The organism is Neoroseomonas soli (assembly GCF_018129065.1).
In the GTDB taxonomy this organism is placed as follows: domain Bacteria; phylum Pseudomonadota; class Alphaproteobacteria; order Acetobacterales; family Acetobacteraceae; genus Neoroseomonas; species Neoroseomonas soli.
In genome coordinates this window covers 1-14,443 of the sequence record NZ_JAAEDM010000095.1, presented here as the reverse complement: position 1 = coordinate 14,443, position 14,443 = coordinate 1, and the positions used below count along the sequence as shown (strand labels likewise).

General features: G+C 72.1%; 17 protein-coding genes. 7 read left to right on the top strand and 10 right to left on the bottom strand.

Annotated features, from left to right (window positions below; all coding sequences use genetic code 11):
* A partial coding sequence (locus tag GXW76_RS22145) for a hypothetical protein (protein ID WP_211864282.1) occupies positions 1-621 on the bottom strand: 621 nt, incomplete at its 3' end.
* Positions 622-844: 223 nt separating this feature from the next.
* Between GXW76_RS22145 and GXW76_RS22140 the strand changes: the two genes are divergently transcribed.
* From GXW76_RS22140 to GXW76_RS22130, 3 genes are read left to right on the top strand one after another with little or no spacing between them, the layout of a single operon-like run.
* Positions 845-2,398: a winged helix-turn-helix domain-containing protein gene (locus GXW76_RS22140; RefSeq protein ID WP_211864281.1), complete on the top strand. Its 1,554-nt coding sequence runs from the start codon at positions 845-847 to the stop codon at positions 2,396-2,398.
* Between the two features lie 57 nt (positions 2,399-2,455).
* On the top strand, positions 2,456-2,974 hold the full coding sequence (locus GXW76_RS22135) for an ankyrin repeat domain-containing protein (protein ID WP_211864280.1): 519 nt from the start codon (positions 2,456-2,458) through the stop codon (positions 2,972-2,974).
* A gap of 31 nt (positions 2,975-3,005) precedes the next feature.
* Positions 3,006-4,568, top strand: coding sequence for a sulfatase-like hydrolase/transferase (locus tag GXW76_RS22130; RefSeq protein WP_211864279.1), 1,563 nt, complete (start codon positions 3,006-3,008; stop codon positions 4,566-4,568).
* Positions 4,569-4,581: 13 nt separating this feature from the next.
* On the opposite strand, the gene GXW76_RS22125 is transcribed toward GXW76_RS22130, so the two are convergent.
* The 4 genes from GXW76_RS22125 to GXW76_RS22110 all read right to left on the bottom strand — a co-directional run bounded on the left by GXW76_RS22125 (position 4,582) and on the right by GXW76_RS22110 (position 6,841).
* Positions 4,582-4,752, bottom strand: coding sequence for a hypothetical protein (locus GXW76_RS22125; protein ID WP_211864278.1), 171 nt, complete (start codon positions 4,750-4,752; stop codon positions 4,582-4,584).
* A gap of 201 nt (positions 4,753-4,953) precedes the next feature.
* Complete coding sequence (locus GXW76_RS22120) at positions 4,954-5,448, bottom strand: flavin reductase (protein WP_211864277.1); 495 nt, start codon at positions 5,446-5,448, stop codon at positions 4,954-4,956.
* 186 nt (positions 5,449-5,634) lie between these two features.
* Positions 5,635-6,099: a hypothetical protein gene (locus GXW76_RS22115; RefSeq protein WP_211864276.1), complete on the bottom strand. Its 465-nt coding sequence runs from the start codon at positions 6,097-6,099 to the stop codon at positions 5,635-5,637.
* Positions 6,100-6,304: 205 nt separating this feature from the next.
* Positions 6,305-6,841 (bottom strand): GNAT family N-acetyltransferase, encoded by a 537-nt coding sequence (locus GXW76_RS22110; protein ID WP_246514605.1) that lies wholly within the window; start codon positions 6,839-6,841, stop codon positions 6,305-6,307.
* Between the two features lie 317 nt (positions 6,842-7,158).
* On the opposite strand from GXW76_RS22110, the gene GXW76_RS22105 reads away from it, so the two are divergent.
* From GXW76_RS22105 to GXW76_RS22095, 3 genes are all read left to right on the top strand, one after another.
* Positions 7,159-7,989: a CoA transferase subunit A gene (locus tag GXW76_RS22105; RefSeq protein WP_211864274.1), complete on the top strand. Its 831-nt coding sequence runs from the start codon at positions 7,159-7,161 to the stop codon at positions 7,987-7,989.
* On the top strand, positions 7,986-8,738 hold the full coding sequence (locus tag GXW76_RS22100) for a CoA-transferase (RefSeq protein WP_211864273.1): 753 nt from the start codon (positions 7,986-7,988) through the stop codon (positions 8,736-8,738). The genes GXW76_RS22105 and GXW76_RS22100 overlap by 4 nt, the downstream gene beginning before the upstream one ends.
* A 137-nt stretch (positions 8,739-8,875) precedes the next feature.
* Positions 8,876-10,108, top strand: a complete 1,233-nt coding sequence (locus tag GXW76_RS22095) for a CaiB/BaiF CoA transferase family protein (protein WP_211864272.1) — start codon at positions 8,876-8,878, stop codon at positions 10,106-10,108.
* An 82-nt stretch (positions 10,109-10,190) separates the two neighbouring features.
* On the opposite strand, the gene GXW76_RS22090 is transcribed toward GXW76_RS22095, so the two are convergent.
* From GXW76_RS22090 to GXW76_RS22075, 4 genes are all read right to left on the bottom strand, one after another.
* Positions 10,191-10,625 (bottom strand): protein-tyrosine phosphatase family protein, encoded by a 435-nt coding sequence (locus GXW76_RS22090; RefSeq protein ID WP_211864271.1) that lies wholly within the window; start codon positions 10,623-10,625, stop codon positions 10,191-10,193.
* Complete coding sequence (locus GXW76_RS22085; protein ID WP_211864270.1) at positions 10,622-11,476, bottom strand: cytochrome c; 855 nt, start codon at positions 11,474-11,476, stop codon at positions 10,622-10,624. The genes GXW76_RS22090 and GXW76_RS22085 overlap by 4 nt, the downstream gene beginning before the upstream one ends.
* A 108-nt stretch (positions 11,477-11,584) precedes the next feature.
* Entirely contained in the window at positions 11,585-12,490 is a 906-nt protein-coding gene (locus tag GXW76_RS22080) for a CDP-alcohol phosphatidyltransferase family protein (protein WP_408904390.1), read from the bottom strand.
* Positions 12,487-13,164 carry a phosphatidylserine decarboxylase gene (locus tag GXW76_RS22075; RefSeq protein ID WP_211864269.1) on the bottom strand — a complete coding sequence of 226 codons (678 nt, stop codon included), beginning with the start codon at positions 13,162-13,164 and terminating at the stop codon, positions 12,487-12,489. The genes GXW76_RS22080 and GXW76_RS22075 overlap by 4 nt, the downstream gene beginning before the upstream one ends.
* Positions 13,165-13,213: 49 nt before the next feature.
* Here GXW76_RS22075 and GXW76_RS22070 point away from each other — a divergent pair, with 49 nt between their 5' ends.
* A complete protein-coding gene (locus GXW76_RS22070) occupies positions 13,214-13,642 on the top strand; it encodes a hypothetical protein (protein ID WP_211864268.1) in 429 nt (142 codons plus the stop codon).
* Here GXW76_RS22070 and GXW76_RS22065 read toward each other — a convergent pair.
* On the bottom strand, positions 13,582-14,443 hold an 862-nt coding region (locus GXW76_RS22065; protein WP_211864267.1), incomplete at its 5' end, for a LysM peptidoglycan-binding domain-containing protein. The two genes, GXW76_RS22070 and GXW76_RS22065, sit on opposite strands and share 61 nt — an antisense overlap.

Genomic DNA, 14,443 nt, shown 5'->3' with positions numbered 1-14,443 from the left:
GGGCCTCGCGCGCCGCAGGCCGGGGCCGGCCGGGTCGGCCAGCAGGGCGCCCCCCGGGGCCAGAACGGGCGGCAGGTCCCAGCCATGCCCGATGCCGGGCAGGGCCAGCCGCGTGAGGCCCGGAGCCACGCCGAGCGAGGCGCAGGCCGCCGCATCCGGCGCCGCCAGGCCGTGCACCAGCAACACCTCACGCCCAGGCGGCAGTCCCAGCCCGACGCAGCCTGGATCGAGCGCCACCACCGGCCCTCGCCCTGCCGCCAGCGCGGCACGCGCGCCGGCGCCGAAGCCGATGACCGCCACGGGCGCGCCGAGGCCCCGCAGCGCCGCTAGCGCGCCTTCGCCCGTCGAGGGAATGCCCTCCGTCCCGTCGTCGATGTCGAGGACCAGGCTCGCCACGCCGCGCGCGGCAAGCGCGTCGACGTAGGACTCGGCGCGGCCCTGCTCCCCTGCCGCGTCGGGCAGCAACAGGACGAGCGGCGCCAAAGCCGCAGCACCCGGCAGCGGAAGCAGGCGCGCGACCCCGCCCGTGTCGCCCACCGGCAGGCGCGGCGGCTCCTCGGCGCGCAGACCCGCAGGGCCGGCGATGCCGACGGCAAGCAAGAGCAGGAGCGGGAAACGCATGGGGTCTCCGCGATGGGTCGCCCATCTCCGCGGGCGACCGGAGACTGGGCGGGCGCGGGCGCAGGCGTCCCGAAGGCGGGACGAAGGACTTCCGAAACCAGGTCATCGGCCGTCGACCCTGTGCCGAAAGTCACATGACGACACAGCCATTGATTGCTCGGCCGCGCATGTTGCGCTGCGCTATGGTAACGAAGTCGGGCCGGGGCCTGGAGACAGGAGGCTCATGCGCTTGGTTCCTTCCATGCTGCGCGTCGGTGGCGCACTCCTCGATCCGGAGAGGGGCCTGCTGTGCCGGTCCGACGGCACCGAGACCATGCTGCGGCCCAAGACGCTCGACCTGCTGCGCCTGCTGCTGGGCAATCCGGGACGCCTGGTGCCGCGTGGCGAGATCCTCGACTCCGTCTGGCGCGAGGTGAATGTCACCGACGACAACATCACCCAATGCGTTGTCGAGATCCGTCGCGCGCTCGGCCCTGATGCGGCGCTGCTGAAGACCGTCCCGCGCCGCGGCTACCTGCTCGAGGCGGCCGGCGCCCCTGCGGCACCCGCGACGGCCCGGCCCGCGCCGACGCCCATCCGGGCGGAGGTGCCGGTGGTCGCGGTGGTGCCTTTCCGCGTCGTGCCGCCGGACCCCGACCTCGCGATCTTCGCCGACGGGGTGCTGGAAGGCGTGGTCGGGGCGCTCGCGTCGCTGCGCGAGCCGGTGGTGATCTCGGCCAATTCCACGCTGCGGATGGGCGCGGCGGAGACCGACCCGCTCGCCGTCGGCGCGCGGCTCGGCGCCGACTACGTCGTCGGCGGGTCGGTGCGATCGCTCGGCGGGCGGATCCGCATCACCGTCGAACTCGCCGATGCGCGCACCGCCGCGGCGCTGTGGCACCGCATCTACGAGGTCACGCACGGCGAGGAGTTCGAGACCCAGGACCGCATCGCCGCCGTGATCGCCAGTACGCTGGCGCCCCGCGTGCAGGAGGTCGAGCGGGCGCGCGGCGCGCGCGAGCGCCCCGCCGACATCGGCGCCTACCAGATGATGCTGCAGGCGCGGCGGCTGATCTTCCGCATGGAGCGGGCAGCCTTCGAGGAGGCGGGCGACCTGCTGCACCGCGCCGCGGCGCGGGACCCAGGCTTCACCGCCATCCACGCGGCGATCGCCGACTGGCACAGCCTGCGCGTCGGCCAGGGCTGGTCCCCCGACCGCGCGGCCGACACCGAGGCGCTGGAGGCGGCAGTGGAGGCGGCACTGGCGCGCGATGCCGCCAATGCGCGCGCGCTCGCGCTGCTCGGGCACAACCACACCATCCTGCGCCGCCGCTACGAGGAGGCGGTGGCGCTCTTCGACCGCGCGCTCGCCGCCGCGCCGAACGACGCCGAGACCTGGATGTGGACCAGCCCGACCTACGCCTGGATGGGCGAGGGCGAGGAGGCGGTCCGCCGCGCCGAGCGCGCCATCGCCCTTTCGCCCGACGACCCGCTGATCTTCCGCTACGAGCACTTCCTCTCGATCGCGCACTACGCCAGCGAGCGGCACGAGGAGGCCGCGGAATGGGGGCTGCGCTCCCTGCGCTCGAACCCGAACTACACCTCGAACCTTCGCGTCACCGCCGCGGCGCTGGCCGCGCTCGGCCGGCACAAGGAGGCGTACCCGCTGGCGCGACGGGTGATGGAACTCGAGCCGGGTTTCCGCGTGGCGCCGATGATCGCCCGGCAGGCGTTCCGTGACGACGCCGCACGCGACCGCTACGGTCGGCGGCTGGTCGAGGCGGGACTACCCGCCTGACGCCACAGCCCGGAAGGTCGGATGCGGGAAGGCAAGCGGAGATCCGGGAGTTCGGCAATGGCGGCGGAAACCGCGGCGACGCGCGGCGACCTCTCGGCCTTCCGCGCCGCGCTCGGCGAGCCGGAGGGCTTCCCGGACTGCCTGCTGGGGGTCGGTTTCCTCGGTTGCGGCGACCGGCCGCTCGACATCGCCATCCGCTGCGGGCCACCGGAATTCGTCGCGCGGCTGATCGCGCTCGGCGCCGATCCGCGCGCGTCGGCGGAAGACGGCTTCCCACCGATCTTCCAGGCGATCGACGCGCCGCGGGAGGACCGGCACGCCGTGCTCGCCGTGCTGCTCGAGGCCGGCGCGGACCCCGGGCAGCGCGGGCTCAACGACGGCACGGCGCTGCACCACGCGGTGGCGCGCCGGGACATCGTCGCGGTGCGGATGCTGCTCGCGCACGGGGCCGACACCGCGGCCCGCACGCGGATCGACGACTGCTCGACACCGATCGAGGACGCGGAGGCGGCAGGCTTCGCCGAGGCCATCGCGGCGATGCGCGCCGCCCCTTCCCCGCCGCCGCCGCGCCGCTAGGCTGCCCGCCGGGGATCGCCGGGGGACGCGCATGACCATCCGCAACGTGCTCTACATCATGTGCGACCAGCTGCGGTGGGACCATCTCGGCTACGCGGGACACCCGTTCCTGAAGACGCCGAACATCGACGCGCTGGCGGCGCGGTCGGTGAACTTCACCCGGGCCTTCGTCCAGTCCGGCATCTGCGGACCGTCGCGCATGAGCGCCTATACGGGCCGCTACGTCTCGAGCCACGGCGCGACCCACAACCGGGTTCCGCTGAGCGTTGGCGAGGTGACGCTCGGCTGGCACCTGCGCGAGAGCGGTCGCACGCTGGCGCTGGCCGGCAAGACGCACATGCTGCCCGATGCGCGCGGCATGAAGCGGCTGCTGCTCGACGGGCAGGATGAGCTCGCGGTGCTGCTGCGCGAGGGCTGGTTCACGCTGGTCGATCGCCACGACGGGCATCACGCGGAAACCGACAGCGCCTATGCCGACTGGCTGCGCGCCCGGGGCTACGACTGCAGGGATCCCTGGACCGACCATGTCATCGCCGTGACGGACGAGACCGGCGCCACGCGCAACGGCTGGAAGATGCGCAACGCCCGCTACCCCGCGCGCGTGCGGGAGGAGCACAGCGAGACCGCCTACACCACCGACCGCGGCATCGCCTTCATGGAGGCGCAGGGCAACACGCCCTGGGTGCTGCACCTGTCCTACGTGAAGCCGCATTGGCCCTACATCGCGCCGGCACCCTACCACGCGATGTATTCACGGGATCAGTGCCTGCCCGTCGCGCGGCACGCGGCCGAGCGCAGCGCCGCGGCGCATCCGGTCCTGCGCGAATTCCAGAACGAGGAAGTCGCGCAGGCCTTCCAGCAGGACGAGTGCATCGCCACCGTGCGCCCGGCCTACCAGGGGCTGATCGCGCAGCTCGACCACCACCTCGGCCGCGTGTGGGAAGCGCTGGACCGGCTCGGGCGCTGGCAGGACACGCTGGTCGTCTTCACCTCCGACCACGGCGACTATCTCGGCGACCACTGGCTCGGAGAGAAGGAGCTGTTCCACGACTGCATCCAGCGCGTGCCCTTCCTGCTCCATGACCCGTCGCGCGAGGCCGACGCGACGCGCGGCACGCTGGACGATCGCTTCGTCGAGGCGATCGACGTGGTGCCGACCATCCTCGACGGGCTCGGCCTCGACCCGGCGGACCATGTGGTGGAGGGGCGCTCGCTGCTGCCGCTGACGCGGGGCGGCGCAACGGAATGGCGGGACGCGGTGTTCAGCGAGCTGGACTGGACCTTCCGCGGCGCGCGGCGTCGGCTGGGTTTGAAGACGGGGCAGCACCATGCCTGGATGGTGCGCACGGATCGCTGGAAATACGTCCACTGGACGGACGGATTCCGGCCGATGCTCTTCGACCTCGTCGCCGATCCGCAGGAATTCCATGACCTCGGTGCCGATCCCGCACTCGGGGGCGTGCGGGAGGCGATGCGCGAGCGGCTGTTAGCCTGGTTCACCGGTCTCAAGCGCCGGACGACGCTGACCTGGGCGGAAGCGGAGTTCCGCACCGACCGCCACAAGGCGGCCGGTGTATTCTATGGGGAGTGGTAGGCGCGGTGGGGAGTTAGCGCGCGATCCAGTCGTCCGGGCTGTCGGAGGTGTCATCCGGCAGGTCGGCGGCGAGATCCTGCACCACCGCCGCCACCCAGTCCTCCGCAGTCGTGCCGAGGGCGGCTGCACGGCGCGCGATCTCCCGCGCCAGCTCGTCCGGAAGTTCGACCTTCACCTCAGCCATTCCGACCGCTCCTTCACCTGCTGCGATGCAGCACTATGAGGCAGTTCCATTGCGGCGCCTTTGCGGCTTGCGCATGGGAGGGATGCGGCGAGGAGGTGGGGTTTCCCACGCGGGCGGCAGCGATCGCCGAACCGTGGCCGGGGGTCGCCGCCGTCCCGCCGACCCCGCATGCGGGTATGCTGGGGAATGTTGCCGCGCGTATCACTCCGCGCCGATCGGGTGGTAGTCGCGGCTGAACCAGATCAGCCCGCGCTGCGCCGCGCCCTGCCGCACCGCCGCCACCTCGGCGAAGATCACGCTGTGGGTGCCGCGCTCCACCACATCGGTGATGCGGCAATCGAATGAGGCGGTCGCGCCGTCGAGCACCGGCGCGCCGGTGGCGAGCAGGCCCCAGGAGGCATGGGAGAAACGCTCGGCCATGTCCGCATCCGCGCTGCGGCCCGCGAAGCGGCCGGAAAGGTCTTCCTGCCCCGCCGCGAGGGTGTTCACGCAGAGCACGCCATTATCCTTGAACAGCCGGTTCTGCGGGCTGCCGCGGTTGAGGCAGACGAGCAGGGTCGGCGGGTCGTCCGTCACGCTGCAGACCGCGCTGACGGTCATGCCGCCGAGGCCCGCCGGCCCATCGGTGGTGACGATGTTCACCGCCGCGCCGAGGCGGGCCATGGCATCGCGGAACTCCTGTCGCGTCACGGTCATTCTCGAAATCCTGAGCGAAGCCGACATCCTGCGGGCGCGGGCGACGGCGCGAAAGGGCCCGCGGCCGCCACCGCGGCAGGCAGCGGCAGATGGCCGGCGGCCTGGGCGCCACGTCCGGCCCGGTGCATGCAGGACGAGGTCGTCGCGGCGCCGCGCGGGAACAAGGGGCGCGGGCGCCGCGCGGCCTCAGCGCTTGATGACGCCGCCGGGCCCGCCGCCGAAATTGCCCGGGCCGAGATTCCCGGCGCCGAGGTTCCCGCCGCCAGGATTGCCGCCCCCGAGATTGCCGCCGCCAAGATTGCCGCCGCCGACCATGCCGCGGTTGCGGTAGGCGCCGGTCACCGCATCCACCAACTGGCCGCTGTCGTTCGCGCCCTCGCCCACCCAGGCGAAGACCACGGCGACGCCGTGGCCGGAGATGCAGCGCACGGTCAGCGAATCCTCCCCGCGCCAGCCGAAGACGGTCTGGCGGTCCTGGGAGATGTTGGCGCGGAAGCCCGCCGCCTCCACGGCACGATTGCCGATGGAGAGGCATTCGTCCTGGTTGTTGGAAGGCAGTTGCACCCAGGCGGTCGAGACCGAGGCCGCCATGGCGGGCCAGGCCGCCAGCGCGAGGGCCGCGAGGATGGCGGTGCGGTGGAAGCGGGACACGGGAACCTCCTGCCGGATGGGCGATGCTTCACGTGCATCCTAGTGCCCTGCCCGCGAAGTTTGCAGCGTCGGCGACGAACGGAACGCATCGGCAGGCCACTGGCAACAGGAGCGAGCAGCCCGGGAACGACCTCCGCAGGACTTCGGGATTGGAACACCGCCGCGGATTCATCGCAGACCGGGCGCGGCGCGGCACTGCAGCCCTTCATGCCTCCATCGCGGGCAGGCGGTAGAGCAGGTGCCGCCGCAGCGGGTGGCCCTCCGGCAGACGGGGATGGTCGAAATCCCCGTCGGCCTGCATGCCGAGTTGCTGCATCAGCCGCCAGGAAGCGACGTTCTCGGGTGTGGTGAAGGCGACGATCTCCTTCAGCCTCAGCGTCCCGAAGCCGAAGCCGAGCGCCATGCGCGCCGCCTCCTTCGCATAGCCGCGCAGGCGGGCCGCGGGGGAGATGCGCCAGCCGATCTCGACCGCGGGGGTGAAGCGCGCGCTCCAGGGGATGTTCATCAACCCGACCACGCCGACGAAGGGGGCGCCGCCGCGTTCCTCGACGACCCAGAAGCCCCAGCCGTGGCATTCGATGTGGGTCTGCATGCGCTCGGCCCAGGCGTCGCTCTGGGCCCGCGTCATCACCGCCGGGAAGTGGCGCATGCTGTCGGGATCACCGTTGATGGCGAAGAGTGGTTCGAGGTCCTCCGGGCGCCAGGGCCGGAGGCACAGCCGTGGGCCGTGCAGCGAAATCATGGGCATCGGAGCACGGAAGGTAGGGCGCTCCGCCGAACGAGACGAGTGACGCATGTCACGCCCTTGCCACGGGATGTCGGCGCGCCTTCGCATCGACCCGTTGCCCGAAACGGTCTTGCAGCCTGGCAGGGAGCCTCGGCCGCGGCGAGGCACCGTTCGGCATCATGCGCGCGGGCACGGCCGGAGCCAGGGCCGGCGAGGTCGGCACGCCGGCGGGCCATGGCCCTGCACGAGGGGGGGGCCGCGATGACGAGCGTCGCCTCGTCTAGCCGCCCACGCGGTCAGGGCTTACCATCCGGGGCTGGAGGACCCGCCCGATGATGCTGCCGTCCGTGGACGCGCTCGCTGCCCAGATCCCCGACGGGGCGCTGGTGGCGATGCCGCCCGACAATTCCCTTCCGTCCGTCGCGCTCGCCAAGGCGCTGATCCGCAAGGGCGCGCGCAAGCTGCGCCTGCTCGGCGTGCCGGTGAGCGGCTTCGCCACGGACATCCTCATCGGCGCCGGCTGCGTGGCGGAGGTCGAGACTTCCGCCGTCTCCCTCGGCGAGGCCGGCTTCGCGCCGCGCTTCTCGGCAGCGCTGAAGGAAGGCCGCATCAGGGTGCGCGACGCCACCTGCCCGGCCATCCACAGCATGCTCCAGGCTTCGGAGAAGGGTGTGCCCTTCATGCCGCTGCGCGGGATCATCGGCAGCGACATCCTGGCCAACCGGCCGGACTGGAAGGTCGTGCCCAATCCCTTCGCGGAGAATGGCGAGGACCCGATCGTGCTGCTCCCGGCCAAGCAGCCGGACTTCGCCGTGTTCCATGCCGCCATGGCGGACAGCGAAGGCAATGTCTGGCTTGGCCGCCGGCGCGAATGCGCCACGATCGCGCATGCCTCCAAGGCCGCGCTGGTGACGGTGGAACGCGTGGTCGAAGGCAACTTCCTCGAGGATGAGCGCATGGCGCCGGGCGCCATCAACGCGACCTACATCACCGCGACGGCGATCGCGGAACGCGGCGCGCGGCCCTCGGCGCTGCTCGACGAATACGGTTTCGACGGCGACTACATCGCCGACTACGCCCGCGCGGCGAAGACCGAGGAAGGCTTCCGCGCCTGGCTCGACCGCGAGGTGTTCGGCGGCGCAAGCAAGGTGGCGGCGGAATGAGCGAGATCGCGTTGGAAGAACGCCTGGCGGCGACGCTGGCGCGGCTGATCCTCGACCCCTCGGCGCCGCCGGCGCGGCAGATCGCGGTCGGCGCCGCCTCGCCCATCCCGGCGGCGGCCTGCTGGCTGGTGCGGCTGATGGGCAACCCGGTGCGGCTCTCGCTGCTCCACAAGCGCAGCGGCAATCCCTTCACCGAGGGCACGCGCGAACTGTTCGACCTGACCGGCCAGGGGCGGATCGACCTGTTCTTCCTCGGCGGCGGGCAGATCGACGGGCAGGCCAACCTGAACCTGGTCGGCACCGGCGAATGGCCGGGCATGGGCGTGCGCTTCCCGGGCTCCTTCGGGTCCGCCTTCATGTACTTCATGACGCCGCGGACCATCCTGTTCCGGGAGGAACATTCGCCCCGCGTGCTGGTGGAGAAGGTGGACAACATCTCCGCCCCCGGCGTCTCGCCGCCCGGCGTCTTCCGGCGCGGGACGGCGCAGGCGCTGGTGACGGGCAAGTGCGTCTTCCGCTTCCACCCGGGCCGCGCGCGCTTCTCGCTCGAAAGCCTGCATCCGGGCGAGACGGTGGAAAGCGTGCGCGCGGCGACCGGCTTCGCCTTCGACGTGGAGGGCGACGTCCCGGCAACGCCCGACCCGACCGAAGCGGAACTCGCGCTGCTGCGCGGGCGGGTCTGCGACGAGATGGTCGAAACCTATCCGGAATTCTGCAAGCGCGTCTGGAACCGTTCCCGCGCCGCATGACCGGGCCGCACCGCCGGCCCCGGCCGCGGAAGCTGCGCCCGGCCAATGATGCCGGGCGCAGGTTCCGCTGTACGCGCGGTTCGACAAACGCGCCCCGCTGACGCATCTTCCGCCACGCTTTACGGGAGTGGCAGGCAATGAACGACAACCCGGCGATCGAAACGGCGGCGAGGCTTTCGCCCGGCGCGCTCGCTGGCCTGCGCGTGGTGGATCTGACGCGCGTGCTCGGCGGCCCCTACTGCACCATGGTGCTCTCCGACCACGGTGCCGAGGTCATCAAACTGGAACCGCCCCAGGGCGACGAGGTGCGCGACTGGGGCCCTCCCTTCAACGCGGATGGCGATGCCTCCTACTTCGTCGGCGTGAACCGCAACAAGCGGAGCGTCGGCCTCGACCTGGCGAAGCCCGCGGGGCGCGAGGTGCTGATGCGCCTGCTCGAAGGCGCGGACGTGCTGGTCGAGAACTTCAAGCCAGGTTCCATGGAGAAGTGGGGCCTCGGTTACGAGCAGGTGCTGTCGAAGAAGTTCCCGCGCCTGATCCATTGCCGCGTCTCGGGCTTCGGTGGCGAGGGCCCGCTCGGCGGCTTCCCCGGCTACGACGCCGTGCTGCAGGCGATGACGGGCCTGATGTCGATCAACGGGACCGAGGACACCGGGCCGACGCGGCTCGGCAACCCGATCGTGGACATCGCGACGGGGCTGTTTTCCTCCATCGCCATCCTGATGGCGCTCTACGAACGCGAGAAATCCGGGCGCGGCCAGTATTGCGACATGACGCTGCATGATTGCGGCATGGCGCTGCTGCACCCGCATGCCGCCAACTTCTTCCTGTCCGGCAAGCGGCCGGTGGCGACGGGCAACCCGCACCCGAACCTCGCGCCCTATTCCAAGTTCCACACCAAGACCTGCGAGATCTTCGTCGCCGCCGGCAACGACCCGGCCTTCCGCAAGTTCTGCGAATTCCTCGGCATGCCGGAGGTGGCGGACGATCCACGCTTCTCCACCAACGGCCAGCGCGTGGTGAACCGCCACGACCTGACGGAACTGCTGGAAACCCGCTTCGCGGATGAGGACGGGCACGATCTCTGCCGCCGGATGCTAACGGCCGGCCTGCCCGCCGGGCCGGTGCTGCATGTGGACCAGGCCATGTCGGCCGAGCACACGGCCTTCCGCAACATGGTCGCGCAGATCGGCGAGTTCCGCGCGCTGAACACGCCGATCAAGCTCTCCCGCACGCCGGGCGGCGCGCGTTCGGCGCCGCCGCGCTTCAATGAGCACGGGCGGGAGGTGCTGCTCGCCCGCGGCTTCACCGATGCGGAGATCGCGGCGCTGGAGAATGACGGGGTGATCGTGGGGACGCGCAGGAAGTGACGCGACGGGAGAGGGGTGGCGCCCCTCTCCCGCTGCCGCGCGGCCGCCGCGCACCACACCAGGTATCGGTTTCCAAAGGCCCTTAGCGGAGGGGCGATGCCCCTCCGCTCCCGAAGCCGCGCACCAATGCTTCCTGCTCCGGCGTCTCGATCGCCTCTGCGACGTAGCGCGCGCGCAGCCACGCCACTGGATCGCCTTCGGTCGCCCCCGCCATCTGCGCGAGGCAGGCCAGCGCCATCCCCGTGCGCCCGAGCCCCGCGCGGCAGCCGACATGGAAGGCGTCCTGTGGCCGCGCGCGCATCGCCGCCAGCATCTCGGTCAGCACCGCGCGCAGCGCCTCCGGTTCCGGCACGCCGAAATCCGGCACGTCGAGGCGCCACTCGGCCTCCGGCGCCCGCATCGCGCGTGGCTCCAGGCACAGGCCGCGCGCGCCAGGCGGCAAGGCGTCGAACGGCCCGCCGGTCACGCGCACCGGCCACCCACCGACCAGCAGCGTGACGGCGCCACGCGGCGTCACGGCAGCGCCGGCAGGGACCGCAGATAGGCTATGAGATCCGCCAGGTCGCCCGGCGTCATGCGCGCATAATAGCCATAGCCCATGGGCGGGAACATCTGCCGCCCGTCGGCAGCGACGCCATGCGTGATCGCGCGGCCGATCTGCGCATCCGTCCAGGCGCCGATTCCGTTCCGCCGATCCGGCGTGATGTTGCGCGCCACCGAGACGCCCCAAGGCCCCGGGAATTGCTGCCCGCCGGCACCCCTGCGCGACCAGTCCCGGCGCCCGTCCTCGAGCATCGGCGTATGGCATTCCGTGCAATGGCCGAGCGGCCCCGCGAGATAGGCGCCACGCGCCAACTGATCGTCGGCGGGCGGGTTCGGCACATTCGTCACCGGCGGGCCGTAGGCGGGCGGCAGCGGGATGCGGTATTCGCTGCGCGCGACCGCGTTGCGCACCGGCGCCACGGTGCGGAGATAGGCGACCATCGCCGCGACGTCGGAATCCGAGATGCCGCGATAGAGTTCGAAGGGCATGGGCGGCCCGATCAGGCTGCCGTCGGGGCGGATGCCCTCCCGGATCGCGCGGGCGAGCTGCGCGTCGGTCCAGCGGCCGATACCGGTCTCAGGATCCGGCGTGATATTGGAGGCGACGGCGCGGAAGGGCGGTTCGTCGAAGACGAAGCCGCCCGCGAGGCTCATCCCCGGAAGGTCGCCCTGCGGCCCCTTCGGCGTATGGCAATTGCCGCAGCCCCCGATGGCCTCCACCAGGTAGCGGCCGCGCGCCACCGGATCGGATTGCGCGGCGGCGGGCAGCGCAGGCAGCAGCAACAGGGCAGCGGCGACCATCGCCGCATGCAGGGACCGGATCATCGCAGGCGTAACCCCCTCGGGCCGGCGCGTCATCGCGCGCGGCGGCGCGAACCATGCCTGCTGGCCGCGAAACGACCAAGGTCCCTTTTCACGATGAAGTGACCACGATCACGCCGCGCCGGAACGCGGACCCTCGGCGACGACGACCGGCTCCATCATGCCTTCCGCCTCCCGCTTCAGTCGCAGGTAGGACCGGACCGAGAAGGGCAGCATGCCGAGGTAGAACACGCCGGCCATGGCGAGCGCCGCCCAGGGCTCGGCCAGCAGCAGCGCGGCGAAGAGGCCAGTGCCGACGAGCAGCGGCAGCACGATGTGGCGCGGAACCTTGAAGTTCTTGAAGGACCACGTCGGCAGGGTGCTGATCGTCAGCGCCGCCACCGTCACCATGACGATGCCGACGAAGGCCGGATGACGCACCGCCGAAGCCAGGAGCGGCCAGTCGGTCTGCGCGAACCAAAGGCCGAGGAAGAGGGGGAAGAGCACGCAGCCCGCCCCCGCCGGCGCCGGCACGCCGGTGAAGAAATTGTAGGCATAGGCCGGCTTCACCACCGGCCCGACATCGAGCGCCGCGTTGAAGCGCGCCAGGCGGAGCGCCATGCACACGGCAAACAGCAGGCAGGGCGCGAAGCCCCAGCCGCGCCATTCCTGCATGGTCCAGAAATAGAGGATCAACCCCGGCGCCACGCCGAAGCAGAGGAAGTCCGACAGGCTGTCGAACTCAGCCCCGAAGCGGGATGTGGCCTTGAGCAGCCGCGCCAGCCTGCCGTCCAGCCCGTCGATGACGCCCGCGACCACGATCAGCACGGCGGCCTGTTCGAAGCGCCCCTCGAAGGCGAAGCGGATCGCGACCAGCCCGCAGCACAGGCCGAGCATGGTCATCAGGTTGGGGATCAGCCGGTTGAAGGACTGGCCCTCGAAGCGCGGCCGGGTGCGCGGGCGAAAGCGCGTGCGCAGGCGGCGGACGCGGCCATCCTCGCCACGCGGACGCCCCGTGGGGCCACGATCCTCGGTCACGCCGCGCCGAGTTCGGCGATCACGGTCTCGCCGCCGATCATGGTCTGGCCCTCGCTCACCAGCGGCTGCACGCCCGGCGGCAGGTAGACGTCGGTGCGGCTGCCGAAGCGGATGATGCCATAGCGGTCGCCCGCCTGCACGGAATCCCCCACCTTCACGTCGCAGAGGATGCGCCGCGCCACCAGCCCCGCGATCTGCACCACCGCAAGGTCGCGCCCGTCCGGCAGGGCGATGGCCACCGCATTGCGCTCGTTCTCCTCGCTCGCCTTGTCGAGGTTGGCGGAGAGGAACTTGCCGTGGTGGTAGGCGATGCGCGTCACCGTGCCGTCCACCGGCATGCGGTTCACGTGCACGTCGAGGACGGAGAGGAAGATCGCCACGCGCCAGCGCGGTTCGCTGCCCATGCCGAGTTCCACCGGCGGCACCGCCGGCACCACCGAGACGACGTGCCCGTCGGCCGGCGCCAGCACGAGGCCGGGCCTGCCCGGCGGCACGCGCTCCGGATCGCGGAAGAAATACAGGCAGAAGACGAAGAAGAACGCCCCCAGCCAGAACAGCCAGTTGCCGAGGAACAGCAGGCCGAGCAGCGCCGCGACGCCCCCGCCGATGAGAAAGGGCCGCCCCGCCGGATGCGGCGGTGCGAGCACGAGGCGAAGGCTTTGTCCGAGGGCCATGTCGGCGCGGTTATGGTGTGTTCACCTGTCGCGGGCAACCCTCGCGGCCATGGAAACCATTGCCCTCGGCCCCTTCGCCGTCATGCCGGATGGCGGCCTCGCCCCGCGCACCGCGGACCCGGCGCCGGCGCTGCAATTCGCCTGGCGGGGCCGCGCCTGCCGTGCGGAACTCTCCGCCGACGGGCTGCGGATCGCCGCCGATGCGGCGCGCATCCCCTCCACCGCCGAACCCGGCGCCGACCGTCGCCGCGCCTTCGCGGCCGTGGCCGGCCTGCCCGCCCGCCTGCCGGCGGGCTGGCACGCCAGGCTGCTGCCCGACCACCGGCTGCGCCTGGAGGCCTCCGCCCCGCTCGCCGCCCCGGCGAATGCGACGGCGCTGGTCGCCTCCCTGGTCCGCTTCGTGCTGGCGCTCGACCCCTATCTCGATTCGCTCGAGGAGGCGGGCGTCGCCTGGTCCTCCGGCAGCGCGAGGACCTGACCGGGGAAGATCCGGTCCGGATCACGGATCTGGGCGCGATTGGCCTCATAGATGACGACGTAGCGCGGCCCCCCGCCGTAGCTGGCGCGGGCGATCCGCCAGAGATTCGTGCCGCGCTCGACCACCACCCGGCGCGCGCCGGGCGTCGCGTCCGGCGCCGATGGCGGCGAGAAGGGCACCTCCGCCCGCGCCACGACGCGGCCACCGGGGCCGAGTTGTTCCACCCGCACCATCCCCCGCCCCGCGCCCGGCTGGACGGCGATCCGCCAGCGGCCCTCGGCATCCGCCGTGGCGTCGCCAACAACCCGTCCGCCGAGATGGACGCGCAGTGCCGCCCCGGGCGGCGCGCTGCCGGCGATGCTCAGCGCCCCGCCGGGCTCCTGCTCGACCGAACCGATGGCGACGGCCGGTGCCGTGGCCTCCCCTGCTGCCGGCGCCTGGAGCAGTCGCGGCGGGGCGGCCTGCGGCAGCAGCACGGCCAGGGCCGTGGATGGGGCGGCGGGCGCGGTCGCCGTCGCCGCCGGCGCCTGGCGGACGGGTTCGGGCACCATCACCACGACCGCGTCCGTGCCGGCCGTCTCCTCGGCGCCCAGGCGTGCAACCAGGGAAAGTTCCCAGGCGCCCGGCGCGATCGGCGTCGGCATGATCACCCATTCGCCGCGGCGGTCGGCGCGCACGCGGCCGATCTCCTGATGGCCGTCCAGCAGCAGGGCGACCTCCGCCCCCGGCGCGGCGCGGCCGGCGATCACGGCGGATCCGCCCGCACCGACGCGCACCACGTCGAAGCGCGGCGCCACGCCG